The 14,054-nt window shown below is 41.7% G+C and carries 19 protein-coding genes and 1 pseudogene; 5 read left to right on the top strand and 15 right to left on the bottom strand.

The window, feature by feature from the left end:
* Positions 1 to 2: 2 nt before the first annotated feature.
* The 12 genes from ABXR35_RS01960 to ABXR35_RS01905 form a co-directional block, all read right to left on the bottom strand.
* Positions 3 to 713 carry an MBL fold metallo-hydrolase gene (locus ABXR35_RS01960; protein WP_367054680.1) on the bottom strand — a complete coding sequence of 237 codons (711 nt, stop codon included), beginning with the start codon at positions 711 to 713 and terminating at the stop codon, positions 3 to 5.
* On the bottom strand, positions 713 to 1,591 hold the full coding sequence (locus ABXR35_RS01955) for a recombinase RecT (RefSeq protein WP_367054677.1): 879 nt from the start codon (positions 1,589 to 1,591) through the stop codon (positions 713 to 715). Before ABXR35_RS01955 ends, ABXR35_RS01960 begins: the two co-directional genes overlap by 1 nt.
* Positions 1,588 to 3,573: an AAA family ATPase gene (locus tag ABXR35_RS01950; RefSeq protein WP_367054674.1), complete on the bottom strand. Its 1,986-nt coding sequence runs from the start codon at positions 3,571 to 3,573 to the stop codon at positions 1,588 to 1,590. Before ABXR35_RS01950 ends, ABXR35_RS01955 begins: the two co-directional genes overlap by 4 nt.
* Positions 3,570 to 3,782 carry a hypothetical protein gene (locus tag ABXR35_RS01945; RefSeq protein ID WP_367054672.1) on the bottom strand — a complete coding sequence of 71 codons (213 nt, stop codon included), beginning with the start codon at positions 3,780 to 3,782 and terminating at the stop codon, positions 3,570 to 3,572. The genes ABXR35_RS01950 and ABXR35_RS01945 overlap by 4 nt, the downstream gene beginning before the upstream one ends.
* A gap of 249 nt (positions 3,783 to 4,031) precedes the next feature.
* Positions 4,032 to 4,199 (bottom strand): hypothetical protein, encoded by a 168-nt coding sequence (locus ABXR35_RS01940; RefSeq protein ID WP_367054669.1) that lies wholly within the window; start codon positions 4,197 to 4,199, stop codon positions 4,032 to 4,034.
* Between the two features lie 18 nt (positions 4,200 to 4,217).
* Entirely contained in the window at positions 4,218 to 4,541 is a 324-nt protein-coding gene (locus ABXR35_RS01935; RefSeq protein ID WP_367054666.1) for a hypothetical protein, read from the bottom strand.
* Positions 4,538 to 4,807, bottom strand: coding sequence for a hypothetical protein (locus tag ABXR35_RS01930; RefSeq protein WP_367054663.1), 270 nt, complete (start codon positions 4,805 to 4,807; stop codon positions 4,538 to 4,540). Before ABXR35_RS01930 ends, ABXR35_RS01935 begins: the two co-directional genes overlap by 4 nt.
* A 2-nt stretch (positions 4,808 to 4,809) precedes the next feature.
* Entirely contained in the window at positions 4,810 to 5,124 is a 315-nt protein-coding gene (locus tag ABXR35_RS01925; RefSeq protein ID WP_367054660.1) for a hypothetical protein, read from the bottom strand.
* A 9-nt stretch (positions 5,125 to 5,133) separates the two neighbouring features.
* On the bottom strand, positions 5,134 to 5,649 hold the full coding sequence (locus ABXR35_RS01920) for an XRE family transcriptional regulator (protein WP_367054657.1): 516 nt from the start codon (positions 5,647 to 5,649) through the stop codon (positions 5,134 to 5,136).
* A gap of 58 nt (positions 5,650 to 5,707) precedes the next feature.
* Positions 5,708 to 5,980 (bottom strand): hypothetical protein, encoded by a 273-nt coding sequence (locus ABXR35_RS01915; protein ID WP_367054654.1) that lies wholly within the window; start codon positions 5,978 to 5,980, stop codon positions 5,708 to 5,710.
* Between the two features lie 16 nt (positions 5,981 to 5,996).
* Positions 5,997 to 6,158 carry a hypothetical protein gene (locus tag ABXR35_RS01910; protein ID WP_367054651.1) on the bottom strand — a complete coding sequence of 54 codons (162 nt, stop codon included), beginning with the start codon at positions 6,156 to 6,158 and terminating at the stop codon, positions 5,997 to 5,999.
* Between the two features lie 40 nt (positions 6,159 to 6,198).
* Positions 6,199 to 6,396, bottom strand: a complete 198-nt coding sequence (locus tag ABXR35_RS01905; RefSeq protein ID WP_367054648.1) for a helix-turn-helix transcriptional regulator — start codon at positions 6,394 to 6,396, stop codon at positions 6,199 to 6,201.
* Positions 6,397 to 6,533: 137 nt separating this feature from the next.
* Here ABXR35_RS01905 and ABXR35_RS01900 point away from each other — a divergent pair, with 137 nt between their 5' ends.
* From ABXR35_RS01900 to ABXR35_RS01885, 4 genes are all read left to right on the top strand, one after another.
* Positions 6,534 to 6,866, top strand: coding sequence for a helix-turn-helix domain-containing protein (locus ABXR35_RS01900; RefSeq protein ID WP_367054645.1), 333 nt, complete (start codon positions 6,534 to 6,536; stop codon positions 6,864 to 6,866).
* Between the two features lie 71 nt (positions 6,867 to 6,937).
* Positions 6,938 to 7,654 (top strand): hypothetical protein, encoded by a 717-nt coding sequence (locus ABXR35_RS01895; RefSeq protein ID WP_367054642.1) that lies wholly within the window; start codon positions 6,938 to 6,940, stop codon positions 7,652 to 7,654.
* Between the two features lie 62 nt (positions 7,655 to 7,716).
* On the top strand, positions 7,717 to 8,205 hold the full coding sequence (locus tag ABXR35_RS01890) for an ImmA/IrrE family metallo-endopeptidase (protein ID WP_367054639.1): 489 nt from the start codon (positions 7,717 to 7,719) through the stop codon (positions 8,203 to 8,205).
* Between the two features lie 26 nt (positions 8,206 to 8,231).
* Positions 8,232 to 9,713: a recombinase family protein gene (locus tag ABXR35_RS01885; RefSeq protein WP_367054636.1), complete on the top strand. Its 1,482-nt coding sequence runs from the start codon at positions 8,232 to 8,234 to the stop codon at positions 9,711 to 9,713.
* A gap of 32 nt (positions 9,714 to 9,745) precedes the next feature.
* Here the strand turns inward: ABXR35_RS01885 and ABXR35_RS01880 are convergent.
* Together ABXR35_RS01880 and ABXR35_RS01875 are read right to left on the bottom strand one after the other, a co-directional pair.
* A pseudogene (locus tag ABXR35_RS01880) lies at positions 9,746 to 10,633 on the bottom strand (TadA family conjugal transfer-associated ATPase); the annotation flags it as partial.
* Complete coding sequence (locus tag ABXR35_RS01875; RefSeq protein ID WP_367054633.1) at positions 10,630 to 11,781, bottom strand: CpaE/TadZ family protein; 1,152 nt, start codon at positions 11,779 to 11,781, stop codon at positions 10,630 to 10,632. The gene ABXR35_RS01875 and the pseudogene ABXR35_RS01880, both read right to left, overlap by 4 nt.
* A gap of 276 nt (positions 11,782 to 12,057) precedes the next feature.
* On the opposite strand from ABXR35_RS01875, the gene ABXR35_RS01870 reads away from it, so the two are divergent.
* Positions 12,058 to 13,302, top strand: a complete 1,245-nt coding sequence (locus tag ABXR35_RS01870) for a PQQ-binding-like beta-propeller repeat protein (RefSeq protein ID WP_367054630.1) — start codon at positions 12,058 to 12,060, stop codon at positions 13,300 to 13,302.
* A gap of 135 nt (positions 13,303 to 13,437) precedes the next feature.
* Here the strand turns inward: ABXR35_RS01870 and ABXR35_RS01865 are convergent, their stop codons facing one another.
* Entirely contained in the window at positions 13,438 to 13,917 is a 480-nt protein-coding gene (locus ABXR35_RS01865) for a thiol-disulfide oxidoreductase DCC family protein (RefSeq protein WP_367054627.1), read from the bottom strand.
* Positions 13,918 to 14,054 lie beyond the last annotated feature (137 nt).

The following is a 14,054-nucleotide window of genomic DNA, read 5'->3' as shown; positions in this document are numbered from 1 at the left end:
GATCACCTTCCAGCTACATATACTGGCAGACCGGTTAGTTCAGCGATTTCACGTTTGAAGCGACTTTCATCGCTGTTTCCATCGCTCAGATGCAGCAGATGGATTTCTTGTACTCGGCTCAGGTCGTTGGCTTGTAGGAAGTCCTTCACATGTTCTAAGCTAAAATGCGACTTTAGCAACCGACTTTTGAGCACTGCCGGCATCCGATCCGCTGCAATGTTGGCATTGAGGATATCCATAGAGTAATTGCACTCGACCATGATGTGCGTTAAGCCTGTAAACCGATACCGAAGATAAAACGTATCTGTTGCGAACAGTAGTTTGTCACCATCTTGATTAGCGATCAGGAAGCCTAGTGGCTCAGATGCGTCGTGTTCTGTCTCAAACGGTAGAATCGTCCATGTGCCTATGCTGAAGCTTTCTTGCGGTCTCACAGTCTTTACTCTGTGACTGCCTACAATGCCCACTGCGTCCGCTGTACCCATACTGGTATAGATATCAATGCCGGACTTGATTAGATTGGGCACTGATAGGCTGTGATCCTTATGCTCATGACTTAGCAGACAGCCAGCCAACCGAGAAACTCGGAAGGCTAGTGCACGCTGAATGTCTTTATATTTGAGTCCAGCTTCCAGCAGCAGCTCAGTCTTTCCATCAGTGATCAGATAACTATTGCCGGCACTGCTGGAGCCGAGCGATTTAATGGTAATCATCAGAACTTCATTTCCGGTTCTTCATCAGGTTTTTGTTCAACTGTTTCAGACTCTGTATCCTGTGAGAGTGATTCTTCACTGCTTTGAGGTATATCTCCCATATCAATAATCTTTCCATTAGCATTCTCTTCAATTTCCACTTGCATTTCAGCTTCAGCAATTGCATCATCTTGTCGGTTAAAGTGCTGCATAATGACGCTACTGTCATTTGACGTATTGATGTAGGCTTTGCAAGTTCGGTTAATGACTGTTCGCTTAGCCATCTCCCCTGTAAACTCCTGATGCGTACTACCTTCTTTATCTGGTGCTTGTTTTGACTTCTTCCAAGACTTCTGAATATCTTCCATCGTCATAACTTCTGAAAATTCCCGACCATCTTCCCATGAAATCGTGCAATAGGCACCGATAATATTGCTGTCGGAAATATTACCGAAACTCGATTTATGCTTCAGTATTTTTTTGCGTCCGCGTTCAATTTCAAATTCAAATTCATCACCTTTATAGATAAGCTGGGCATCAATGTCACTTGCATTTGTTACTTGTTTTGTGACAGCCATTGTGCCGAAGTAGCTGCGCTGGAAGGTAAGTGAAGTACCGTAAACAATAAAGTAACCTTGTTTCTTAGAAGGGTTCAGACCTTGCACAACCATATCCAGTAACGAGTTAGCAATACTGTCTTTTGTACATACTTCTAATGCTGGTCGGCTACTTCTATCTTTGACACCTTGTAACATCAACCAGGCAGACTTCATAGCATTTTCTGGGCTATAGTTTGCAGGGAAGTGGAGTTCACCACGTTCCTGAAATTCTTTTACCTTCGCCGCTACTACATCTACAGTGTCTTTCTTCACTAATGCCAATGTGCTTGGGTTACTCATACTCCAATTGCCTCCTGTAATTCGATTCGTAATGTGGTGTCAGACTCACTGACAATCAAGCGTATTATTTGTGCTTCAGTTTCAATCAGTTCAACCACCGATTCTGCATTGTCGAAGAAGATTGGTGCTGTCACACCATAATGCGCTGATAAGGTATTGATGATATCCAGGCCTACATTGATTCGAGCTGCATTGTTAAGCCCAGCACTATAAGGAACACCACTATATAATGTTTCACAGACTTCTTTCAGACCACCGTTGATCTGAGTTTCAAATAATTTGAATCGAGCATGCTTGAATTTACTATTGATACGACTTTCCAACATGGTTACTTTGGTACGAATGAACTCTTCTGTGATAAATAGTTCGTGTTCCAAACGTTCGTATTCCTCAGCTAGTCGCTTCTCTTCACTTTCCAGCTCTGTGATGCGTTTGATAACTGCCGCTGCTTGGTTAACTCTGGCACGTTCCTGCTCCAACGTTTGAACATCAGCACGTAAGCCTATAATCACTTCCTGTACCTGATCGGCTGCCTGTTGAGCATTAGCACGGAACTGATTCAGTTTGATTTGCAAATCAATAATCTGTTGTTGGAGTGTCGTATATTCGCTGTCTTGTTTTGGATCAGTGGTGGCTGCCTCTAAATCCTCTAGTTCTGAGTGAGCAAAAGTCATTTCAACGCGCTTTTCTGCTTGTTGTTGCTTCAATAATTCAATGTCAGTCGCTAATCTTTGATTAGCTGCCTCCAGCGCATCCACTTCCTGCTTTACAGCCCCACCATCGACATTGATCTGCTCCAAATTCTTGGAACGCTGTAGATTGAATGAAGCTTGAGCTTTGTCATACGCTGCCTGAATTTGGTCAGCTGGTAAATGCTGCCCGCAGGCAGCACAAACTTTGTCACCCCCATGTTTATGCTCAAAAGTAGCTGCTTTCACTTGCGTCCAGCGTGAACGAAGTGTTTGCATAGTGGCTTTACCAGTATCGATTTGTCGCTGATTGCTTTGGCATTGGCTATGCTTTTGCGCAATTTGTTGAGTAAGTTTATCGTATTCCCACTGATGATCAGAAAGGACTTTACGCTGAGCAGCAATTAAATCTACGCTGCCAGATTTCAGTCGATTGATGACTTCCAGTGCTTCACCTTCAAGGCGTTTGATTTCGGTCTGAGTATGGATAACCTCACTACCGGAACGGATCTGCTGAAACTTGTTTTCTTGCTCAAAAATCCGTGTGCGTATATTCAAAATATCAGCATCTAACTTGGCAGGATCGATACCAGATACGTCTGGCATCGTCCGACGTATTTCATCGATTCTTACTGGGATTTTTGCAATCTCTTCATTTACAGCACGTTTTTGAGCAGCAATAACTTTACGGTGATCTTCAATAGTTCGACCATTGAGTAGATTGGGCAGGGCTGATAGTTCTTCATTACTGCCAATCACTTCTGTATCAGCGATATCGCCGCAAATCTCTAAAAGTAATGCCCGGCGTTGCTCCATCTTCAAATGTTCATTAAAATACGTAGGATTGGTAACCAGACGGAAAAGGTCTTCATTAACGAGCTGATCAACTGCCGCTTTGTATTCTTTTTGCTTTACTGGCACACCATCAACAAAGTACGTCGTATCATGACCAGTAAAGTCTGAAAGAGCTGATCCGCGCTTTTTGGTCCATTTCTCGGCATACACTTTTCGGAATGTTCGTTGGATGTGACCCACTCGCAAGACAGCTTCGACTTCGTGGTCAAGTTTATGCTGAGCAACTTGACCCAGCGCGTTCAGCTTTTTGATTTCAAAATCAGTACGATTGTTGCTGTCTTTACCGAACAGCAGCCAGTAAAATGCATCAACGATCGTTGTTTTACCAGTAGCATTTGTGCCGTATCCAGCAACGTCCTTGCCATCGGTATCAAGTACAAAGTCATCGAATCCTTTAAAATTACGAAGCGTCATACGCTCCAATATGATTTTTGTCATGCAACACCTGATCCTTTCGTTTTAAGCCGTTCCTTGTAATCTAGGATTGCTTGTTCAACTTCGTCGAGTTGATCCGAAGTCAGTAGCAATTCAACGCTCCCTGCTGAACCTTCTATGCGCAATACAGGCGGTGTATAGTGCATGGCATCTTGGACGCTTGCTGTGATTCCAGCACGTGACATATCACATGTGATAGCTGTACGTGTCATGTAAATCCTCCTTGTTTTCCCTGCGTCTGCATGCTACAATGACGGCAGGACTTTGTTTTACCCTTCCAGAAGCGACCTTTAGGCGGGTCGCTTCTTTGTTTTGCTTACATACACAGTAATGATTCCACCGCCTTTCCTTAGAGGACTTGATATTTCTCGGAACAGTACAATGTTGCTTGATGCGTCGCCGCATCTTCTAACGCCGGATCGATCCGAAGCTAGAAGACAAGGCGAACCTTGTCTTTTCGTTTAATCAGTTGACTTGCGGTAGACATCTGCTGCCTCTTCTACCCCCGTAAAATCGAACTCACTTTGCATTGATCGGATTACCTTCTGAATTGTTTCGTCATCTAAACCTTTGTTTTTCATTGCCATGATGGCATATCCTAAGCAAGCTTGATTACTCCACATTTCCATTGTTATCTGCTCCTATTCTTATTTTGATGTAGCTCGCAAACGTTCAATTTCTCTATGTGCGATTTTCATAATTTCTAGTGATGTATCACGAATTTCTAAAGCAGCCTTATTCCAATCTGCATAAGCATCATCCCTGCGTTGCATCAGTTCTTCAAAAAACATAAGAGGAAGATCCTGACCAGTTTTGAAAAGTAATGCAAGATCAGCAGTAGTCTCATTCCAAATTCGCGTGCCATTCACATAATCTTCAGCCAGCTTTAAGGCATACATTTCTGCCGGTGAAGATTGTTTTTGGCGATTAAGTACAGCCGCATAACAATGAGCAAGCGTTGATCCATTCATGCTGTCTCCCCCTTGTCAGCTTTATCTGCAACTGCTACAATAGACAGCACGAGACACTTTAACCGAGTTCTCCATGACGTTCGCCGTGCCTGGCGGGCGTTTTTTATTTCTGTATCTGCAAAATCAATCATCATTTGCAAATATTCCATTCCATTTGTTGCCGTGCCTGGCAGCATTACCTCTGGATTTTTTTTAATCAATTCCATGTTATGTTCTGCACTTCTTGCTGCTTGCAAAGCTTCTGCTATAAGCTTTTCGCGTGACATTTTCATCCCTCCATTATTTTTTTAAGAAATTCATCTGCGCTAACATTACTCCATTGCTGATCCAACTGAGCCATGTCCAAAATGTAGGCTATCTGATCCGGCTTCAGCACCATAGCGTTCAAATACGCAAATTCCAATCGTTCTCTAGCAGTGAAGCAATAAGGTTTAGCAGTTTCAATAAGAGAACGCATTAATTCGTAATGTAGTACAATTTCAAGTTGCTGCTTTAAGTACAAAGGTGTATCGATAGGCATGATGGCTTTGAGCAATCTTAATTGTTGACTTCGATGCTTATGATCATTTGCTAACATCGACATGTGTTTACCTCACTTCATATATTTTTTGATTCGCATATCAGTTCGATGTTCTTTCCATACTCCAAGCCAACTAAAGGTGTATTCCCGGCAGAGAATAGCAACAAGGTGAGTTAGAGCAGTAATGGCTTCAATCGTTTCTTTGATTAACACCTTAATTTGCTGTCGTTCTGCTTCACTGATCTGATCAGCCGTTTTAAAAATGGCTGTCGTTTCAGAAAGAGCTATAACTTCCTTCATTTCTTCTACCGTTTTGAACAGTACGCTTGCTCTATGAAGATCTACGTTATCTAGCCATGGAGCAAATGCGCCGCCTGTTACTTCCCCGGCAGCTGCAATCGCAAGCTGTCCATCATCCAATAATTCATTTGTAGAACGCATAAGTTCAGATGTTGCTGTACGTGAACCCCCAGCAACTTTACTGAGTGTAGAGTTATCAATGTGTATTTCCTGAGCAGTGTTAACTTGGCTCTTACCGCGTAACTTCATAACTTCTGATAATGATTTGCCAAATGATCCAACGGCCATTACTCTATCCCCCGATTTGTCAAAGTAATTTCTTTAGTTTGGACAGACATGCGTTATATCATTGATATGCAGTCTTATCCCATCCCGATTTAACCTGTCGTAACTCTGCCGTTCCGGCAGGTTCTCTCCATACCGCTAAACACTGATTAATTTGATTGATCAAATCAGCAAGTTCATTAGCAGGTATTAGTTCGGGATGCTTTGCTTTACTTGATGCTGACCAAGTCTCTTCAATGGCTTTTTCAATACTCATTCCTTGCAATCTGATTCGAGTAACTACACCAGCAACAAAGCAAGATTTTGAAGACTTTTTGTTCCATTTAAACTGCATAATGTTCACCTCTTAATTAAGAAGTTTTTTGCTGATCTGCTTGCTTTGCAGCCCGTTTAGCGGCAATTTCATCACGGTATTTAATGTTCATTCTTGCTAAGAATTCGTGGAACTTTTTCCATGTACGATCACTCATACCATTTGGCTTTAATGATTCTTGCTTGATTAACTTTTTCAAATTCCCACCTCTTCCATTCAAAACTTCACATTATGTGAAGTCATAAATCAAAAAAAATTTCTTGTACTGTTTTGTTGAAATAGTTTGCAATCTTTATTTTAATCTCATCTTTTGGAATTCGTTCAGCATTCTCATACATTGACCAAGTGCTTTTACTTATTCCTAATGCTATTGTGACTTCTTCTTGCGAGCGGTTTGCACGTAATTCCATTAAACGCTTTGCAATTAGATCTTTCATTTTCTCACCTCTCAACTACACATTTTGTGTTGTTTATGAATAAAATATAACACATCACGTTTTGTGAAGTCAACACGTTTTGTGAATAAATAATAAAAAGATCACGTTTTGTGATACTATCCTTTTGGGTGATTACAATGGCGACATTTGGACAAAGGTTAAAGACCTTACGTAAAGAAAAAAAGCTTACACAAAAGCAACTAGCAGAATTATTTAAGATAAGTGAAAGTGGCGTTAGTATGTTTGAAAATGATAGCCGAGAACCATCGCTTGAGCTTATTGATAATATGGCAACTTATTTTGATGTGTCTGTAGATTACCTGATGGGACGTTCAATCGCGCGTACTTCCGGGGAAGGATTCTTTTACTCTGATGGTGGTAATGATTGGACAGATGAAGAGAAAGCTGCAGCTGCAGCATTCATCGAACAGATGCGAAAAATGAAGGATGCACAGAATAAGGATAACTAGGTATAGATTCCTTATTTGGGATAATGTATAATAGGTCTAAGAGACTATCCTACATAAGGAAGGTACATTACATGTATATGTTAATATTTTTGATAGGCTCTATTATTTGGTTTATTTATTTTATACTCATGATGTCAGCTATTAAAAAGAAGACTTCTAAAGTTAAAAGTAGGTCAATTATAATGATAGTTGCCTTTCTATTTGGAATTATTGGACTCGCTGGCTCCATTTCAGAACTTCCATCTCAAAATAATGATTTAGTTGAAGCTGCTACTAAAATACCTTCGAATGATTCTGAAGAAGCAAACAACATACCACAGGAACAAGTAGAGATTAACAATTCTTTAGGTCTTACTACTGATCAATTTCTTAATAAGTATAATGGGTACGTTAAAGATAATAATCTAAGTAATCATTATATAATTTCAAACTTAAATGTTGAAAAGGGAAAAGCTAATTTAGATATCTTTAATCATCAACTCGCAGAAAACCTTATAGTATCTGGGGGTATAAACAAAGCTGATAGTTCATTATCATTTGTTCAGTTTTTTTTAGGAAAGAGTGATTCTACAGATTACGTTTCTGATTTAGCAATTATGCTTTTTCTATTAACGAACTCTATAGACTCAGATCTTTCTACCGAACAAGCTCATGACTTAAATTCACAAGTTATTAATCATTTTTCACAATCAACAGAAAGTTTAGTTTTGTATGAAAATGGTTTCGAATATAAAACTTCTATTCTTAATAATGGCATTGTATATAAGATAACCAAACCAAGTACTTAAGCCCAATTGGGCTTTTCTTTTAATCAAAAACAGAACATACGTTTCCTTATAAGGAGTTTAATATGCTATCAGACTATCAACCAACATCTAATGACTTATTCATATCTAAACTGTACCAAGCACTTGGTATTTTAAATCCTTATCAAATTGACATACAGCTTATCGCAACTACTTGTGGATCTAAAATTGCTTATTACCCAGGTCGTTCTTTCTCGTACAGATCTAAAAATGAAAGTTTTATTATTTTAAATAATCAGATCCCACCAAATGAACAACGTGCTGATTTCTTCCATGAACTCGGTCATATTGTTTTACATGAAGGTAATCAAGATCGTTTATCTCCCCTATTTATACAGCTACAAGAATGGCAAGCTAATCGGTTCCAATTAGCTGCTGCTATGCCATATCATCTATTACCAGAAACCAAGAACCTTAGAATTCAAGAATATGCGCGAGTTTTATCTGAACTATTTTCAGTTCCTTTAGATGTGGCATACCGCCGCATTGATCATATTAGAAGCCGCATTCCCTTAAAAGTACTATACGCTTAAAAATCACTGGAAAGGATGAAGTTAAAATGAAAGCAGCGATATATATAAGAGTCAGCACAGATATGCAGGCTGAAGATGGATTCTCTGTCGAAGGACAGCGCAGCCGACTTACTTCTTATGCGGAATCCCAGGACTGGGAGATTACTGATTTTTATATCGATGACGGTTACTCTGCCAAAGACTTGAAACGTCCGGCTATGGAAGAGATGCTGCAACATATGAAAGAAAGAAAATTTGATGTTGTCCTGGTATATAAGCTTGATCGCTTGACCAGATCTGTAATGGATCTACATAAGCTTCTCAAACAATTTGATCTATATAGTGTTAAATTCAAATCGGCTACTGAGATATTCGAAACTACTACGGCCATGGGTCGTTTTTTTATTACATTAGTTGGAGCAATGGCTGAATGGGAACGCGGTACAATTTCTGAACGCGTACGCTTTGGTGTAGAACAGATGGTTAAGGAAGGAAAACGACCTGGTGGTGTAATGCCATATGGATATACTCAAAAGGGTGAACTTGTTCCAGAAGAAGCGCAGCTGATCCGGCAAGCAGCAGCATTATATATGAGCGGACTTGGCTATAAGTCTGTAGCCATGCGATTGAATAGTGAAGGCAAACTTCGAAGAGGTAGAGAATGGAGCGATGCTACTGTATCTTACACATTAGATAATCCATTCTATGCAGGCACAATACGCATGGGGACGAAAACAGCAGCTGGCAAGTATATCAATAGTAAACGAGATGAGCGAGTAAAATGTGTATACGGAAAAGGCGATCATGAAGCAGTTTTTACAGAAGCTGAGTTTGAAGAATTACAAAAGTATAGAAAAAACAAAACTTTCGGCGGCTTCAGTTCTTCAAAAATATATTGGTTTTCAGGCGTATTACGATGTGGACGTTGTGGAGCCTCTATGTTTGGTAGACTTACTACAAAGAAAACTACTGCCAGAGGTATAGTGCGTTCCCAATATTACATTTGTTCCAGCCGGCATCATAAGCGCAGTTGTGATCTACCTATATTCCGGCAAGTTCATGTTGAAAAATTACTTATGGAGTATATACAAAAAGTTAAAGCGGATATGTCTCAGCTTCGTGACGAATCTCTAAAAATAGAGACTGAAAAGAAAGAATACGATAGAGAAATTGCAGAAGCTAAACGAGATCTATCCAAAATTAATGAACGGCGTGAAAAATGGCAGTACATGTTTGTAGAAGGTCTAATTAGCCAAGAGGATGTAAAGCGCAAGCTTGTTGCTGAGAATGATGCTGAAATGGCTATACGTGACAAACTGGCTGTAACTCAAAAGTCATTGTCTGGAATACCTAAGGTCGATGAGTTAGCACAGTTGGCAGAAGTATGGGATACTCTGGATGATGGAGATAAAAAAGAAGTTATCGGACTTCTCTTCTCAAAAATCGAAATCAATACACCTGTCACTAAACCTAAAGGTACAAAGAATGCATTTTTCGATGCTTATGTACAAGCAGTGACTTTTAATTAAGTGTCACTACTTTTTATCTTCCACTTTATTAATGATAGACTCCCATCGTGACCGGTATTCATCGCTTGCAGCATGTCCAGCGCCTCCGCTCCACGCACCTCACCGACAATAATACGGTTTGGACGCATCCGCAGCGAAGAACGAATCAGATCGCGAATGCTAATTTCACCTTTGCCTTCGGTATTGGAATTACGCGTTTCCATGGATACCAGATTGGGCACGGTACGAATTTGCAGCTCGGCAGAATCCTCAATCGTAATGACTCGATCGTCTGGCGGAATATATTGCGATAGGGCATTAAGAAAAGTCGTCTTCCCCGATCCCGTTCCGCCGCTAATAAAAATGTTAAATTTACTGCGCACCAATGTTTGTAGCAAACCAGACGCCATCGGCTCCAACGCACCAATCCGTACCAGATCATCCATCGTTAGCGGCTGCTCTGGAAATTTACGAATCGTCATGGTTGGTCCTTTCAACGCAATAGGTGGCAGTACCACATTCACCCGCGAGCCATCTTTTAAACGAGCATCTACAATAGGCGAAGACTCATTTACTACCCGGTTGACGCCAGATACAATGCTCTGGATAATATCCTCTAGCCGTTCCTGAGATTCGAATACCGTGTCACTGCGTAGTACCTGACCATTACGCTCAATAAAAATATCCTGATGGCTATTGATCATAATCTCTGTTACGCTCCGGTCATCGACTAACGGCTGCAAAATATCTAGCCCGCGAAACGAATCAAATACCTGACGAACGAGTCGCCGACGCTCGCCTGCCGTCAGTCCCGGATACCGATGATGATCCAGTACCTTTTGCTCAATACGTCGCATTAATTCATCGTCATCAATCGCAAATGTTACATCCAGCCCAGAGCGTACTTCATCGCGCAGTGAAATAAACAGATCATCACTCACAAACTCACCCCGTTAACAACCGAATACGCTAACTCATCATGAGTATGATCTAACCGACATAGCTTCAAAATATCACGCTGAAAAATCGGTGAGCACCATAACAGCTCCCCACTGCTTACCTGCTTCCAAGATGGAACATACGGAAGCGTTCCTTCCAGCTCCATCCCCTCTACTGGCAAACGATTGATCAACCCACCAGTATACCGATTCAGAACAAATGATACTTTTCCACCAATCTGTTCATACCAATCGCTATCATAATGCTGCCAGTACGACATCCATTGCAGGGTTTTGTTCATACATGGCAGATCATCGGTCAACAGCCAGACGATACGATCACTTTCGCTCAGTGCGGCACGAATACGATCATGCCACCCTGATTCCACATCGATAATCAAATGATCATATTCACCGCTATGTGCAATATACCGAATGAGCATCGCCGTTTCGTCTTCCGTCATATGCAGCAATTCATTAAAATTGCCCGGCGGGACAAAAATATCGGCACGAATCTCTTCTGCTCTGATGGCATACTGAGATGGCGATGCTTCTGGCTGGCGCTTCGATTCCGCAGCTGCCTGAAGATCGTACAGCAATCTGGACAATTCATAGTTTGGATCAGGCTGCTGATCCATCGTTAGCCAATGGGTACTGCTAGCAGCTTCCAGATTCAAGTAAAATACCGATTCCCCTCTCATGCCATACTGCTTCGCCATATTCATCGCTGTGACCGATTTCCCACTACCCGGCGATGTTGAATAGATCGTTGTGATCATCGTCTTGCCTACTTCACGTTGCCATTCTGCGGGTGCTTTGCCACTATATTCGCAAAGCTGTTCCAGCAGTCGTTGCAGCGGCTGGTATTTGGCAAGCACTTGATGCTCTTCGTTCTTTTCCTGATATTCGCCTAACGTCACGCAGCGATTGCTTTTGGATTCACCATCCTTGAGCCAGCGTTGCAAAAAAGATTCCTCCGCTGCTACTAGCCCTCGATGATGCCCTTCATTCATATAAGTTAAAAACGTCTCATGATCTGAAAATGCCCGAATGCGTACTCTGGCTGCATATTCACTGGTGCGGACATACCGCAGCAGCAGCTCAATGTACTCACTGTCCTCCACACAAAGTACGATCTGTACTGGAGCCATTGGCTTTTCCCCCTTTAAATATGCAAAAAAAAGCACCGTTTAAATAACGCACTTCAGGTGCGGTACTTAAACGGTGCTTCCGTTGCAAGAACTATATTTAACGTAAGAATAGCATATATGTACTAGGTCTGCAATACTATTTTTTCGTTTTTTTGCTAATTCAATTCTAATTTCTTTTGGAATAAGTGACATTCCCGTTACACCTGTTGCGACCGCAGTTATTCCGGTTAAACAATCAGAGGATATATTTTACAAAACAGAAAGGCGGAACGCTGTATGAACATGAACCACAAAAACAAATATCGATGGGCATCACTCATCCTAGCAGGTGTGATCAGTGTAGGCGCTGCTCTATCTGCATCAGCGGCAAATGATATCAGCCTGCTGAACAATCCATCGTGGACCTCCCCGTCCTTGTTTACCGACAAGATGGATAATGCACTTGCTGTACGCGCTACAGAAATCCACGCTGTACCATCCAAATCGCTGGTCTATGTACATACCCAGCAAGATATTCCCAATACGACCGGCAATACGCAAAACAACTGGTACCTCGATACGATCAAAGGATACAGCCTGACGACCGGCAAGCCATTGTGGAGCTATTCGCTGCATGAATCGGCTGGACCATATACCTTATCTACTCAAATCGTATACGCGCCTTATGGAACGGCTTATATCTATGCCTCCTACTCGGACGGAACGTACAAACTGCTGTCGCTCCATTCCTCCGGCAAATTAAACTGGGAGAAAACATTATCCTCCTCCGGTACCGTTACGATGATGAAGGACGGTTCTCTACTCGTCACCTCCAACGGAAATGTAAACGCATCGGGTATCATTCGCTCATCCCTTAGCCGCTATGATATGAATGGCAAACTGCTGAACAGTCAAACGGTACAAGGCTCAATTCTACATGCGGAAGGTGATCGGATTCTAGTCGCAGCTAGTAAGCTGATCAAAAACCAAAATGGCTGGCAAATGGTATCCAATCCGCAGATGGATGTATACGGTTTGGAGCTAAAACGCCTGTACAAATATCAGTTCCCTGCAAAGTCGAATATTTATGGTGACGGCAGCGACTCTATGTTTGTACTGAAAAATGGTACAGTCCTTGTACGCGCCAATGTCGATCAAACTGGCAATAAACTGTTTGCTTTTGATCCAAGCGGCAAATTGCTGTGGGGGCGTGTGATTCCGGGCGATTCGATTACACAATCAACAGGCACCGGCTATACCATTTATGAAAACAAAACACTCAAGCTCTACAACACTACTTCAGGCAAAGCTATTGCTTCAGCAACATTGGAAGGTGATCCAGCCAATTACACTTCGCTTGATCGCACAACCGATGGCAATCTGATGATCAATATGGCGGATCGGACATACATTCTGTATCCAACCAATCTGTCTATCGTGCAAACCTTCGATACCAACAATCTAGGCACTCCCTATGATTATGTAGATAAAACAGTATATACTGTAAACGATGATATGCTGAACCGATATAAGCTGAAATAATCTGTAACCAAATAAAATCCCGCTTTCCAGCCATTTGATTCCATATGGCATAGAAAGCGGGATCTTTTACATAAATGATCGCACCAGTCACCAGAATTGTACTCAACCTGCCCTCACAGTCAACTTCCTTATCGATTATTCTACAAATCTCGCCCGAATATCCGGTGTCGGTAGCATACACTGATCAGACTTACCAAACCAACGATACCGATTGCGTGCCACGTAATTATACACACTGTCCCGCAATACCTTTGGCACAATAATAAACGCATACAGTAATGGCCACGCAAATTTTAGTCGTTTAGCAATGCGAAGTGCAGCTGTAGAGCGTGTATAGAATTTCCCATGATCCACTAGCACAAAGGTATCCATCGATGTTGTGGACAATCCGCCCTTTTGTAGCAGCTTCTGTCCAACCTCTGACTGCAAGGAAGCAAAATGGAATATTCCTTTGAGATCGCGTTTAATAATAAATTTGGTCGCTCCTTGGCAAAAATGGCAAACACCATCTACCAGAACAATTGGATGTTCTCCCTGAAGCAGCTCGTCAATCTGGGCATCTGTCAATTCGGTTGGTTCTCCCGGTCTGGATACCGGAGCATGTGCAGTTACCATTATCGTCACTCTCCTTACAGTTTATACAATCCATTGTCGTTGCATGAGTCCCCTATGTTACCTATTTACACTTCAATTCATGGATTCTATCCTTATAAAGCAAAAAAGCACGAAGAGAATTCCCCCGCGCTCTGCAT

The organism is Paenibacillus sp. JQZ6Y-1 (genome assembly GCF_040719145.1).
Taxonomy (GTDB): Bacteria; Bacillota; Bacilli; order Paenibacillales; family Paenibacillaceae; genus Saccharibacillus; species Saccharibacillus kandeliae.
This window is presented reverse-complemented; position numbering and strand designations above follow the sequence as displayed.

What these genes read in the sequence shown, in the direction of transcription:
- ABXR35_RS01935 (WP_367054666.1), bottom strand. Translation starts at nt 4,541, where the DNA reads ATGAATGGATCAACGCTTGCTCATTGTTATGCGGCTGTACTTAATCGC.
- ABXR35_RS01900 (WP_367054645.1), top strand. Translation starts at nt 6,534, where the DNA reads ATGGCGACATTTGGACAAAGGTTAAAGACCTTACGTAAAGAAAAAAAG.
- ABXR35_RS01890 (WP_367054639.1), top strand. Translation starts at nt 7,717, where the DNA reads ATGCTATCAGACTATCAACCAACATCTAATGACTTATTCATATCTAAA.
- ABXR35_RS01865 (WP_367054627.1), bottom strand. Translation starts at nt 13,917, where the DNA reads ATGGTAACTGCACATGCTCCGGTATCCAGACCGGGAGAACCAACCGAA.
- ABXR35_RS01885 (WP_367054636.1), top strand. Translation starts at nt 8,232, where the DNA reads ATGAAAGCAGCGATATATATAAGAGTCAGCACAGATATGCAGGCTGAA.
- ABXR35_RS01960 (WP_367054680.1), bottom strand. Translation starts at nt 713, where the DNA reads ATGATTACCATTAAATCGCTCGGCTCCAGCAGTGCCGGCAATAGTTAT.
- ABXR35_RS01920 (WP_367054657.1), bottom strand. Translation starts at nt 5,649, where the DNA reads ATGGCCGTTGGATCATTTGGCAAATCATTATCAGAAGTTATGAAGTTA.
- ABXR35_RS01940 (WP_367054669.1), bottom strand. Translation starts at nt 4,199, where the DNA reads ATGGAAATGTGGAGTAATCAAGCTTGCTTAGGATATGCCATCATGGCA.
- ABXR35_RS01955 (WP_367054677.1), bottom strand. Translation starts at nt 1,591, where the DNA reads ATGAGTAACCCAAGCACATTGGCATTAGTGAAGAAAGACACTGTAGAT.
- ABXR35_RS01905 (WP_367054648.1), bottom strand. Translation starts at nt 6,396, where the DNA reads ATGAAAGATCTAATTGCAAAGCGTTTAATGGAATTACGTGCAAACCGC.
- ABXR35_RS01870 (WP_367054630.1), top strand. Translation starts at nt 12,058, where the DNA reads ATGAACATGAACCACAAAAACAAATATCGATGGGCATCACTCATCCTA.
- ABXR35_RS01895 (WP_367054642.1), top strand. Translation starts at nt 6,938, where the DNA reads ATGTATATGTTAATATTTTTGATAGGCTCTATTATTTGGTTTATTTAT.
- ABXR35_RS01930 (WP_367054663.1), bottom strand. Translation starts at nt 4,807, where the DNA reads ATGTCACGCGAAAAGCTTATAGCAGAAGCTTTGCAAGCAGCAAGAAGT.
- ABXR35_RS01945 (WP_367054672.1), bottom strand. Translation starts at nt 3,782, where the DNA reads ATGACACGTACAGCTATCACATGTGATATGTCACGTGCTGGAATCACA.
- ABXR35_RS01950 (WP_367054674.1), bottom strand. Translation starts at nt 3,573, where the DNA reads ATGACAAAAATCATATTGGAGCGTATGACGCTTCGTAATTTTAAAGGA.
- ABXR35_RS01925 (WP_367054660.1), bottom strand. Translation starts at nt 5,124, where the DNA reads ATGTCGATGTTAGCAAATGATCATAAGCATCGAAGTCAACAATTAAGA.
- ABXR35_RS01875 (WP_367054633.1), bottom strand. Translation starts at nt 11,781, where the DNA reads ATGGCTCCAGTACAGATCGTACTTTGTGTGGAGGACAGTGAGTACATT.
- ABXR35_RS01915 (WP_367054654.1), bottom strand. Translation starts at nt 5,980, where the DNA reads ATGCAGTTTAAATGGAACAAAAAGTCTTCAAAATCTTGCTTTGTTGCT.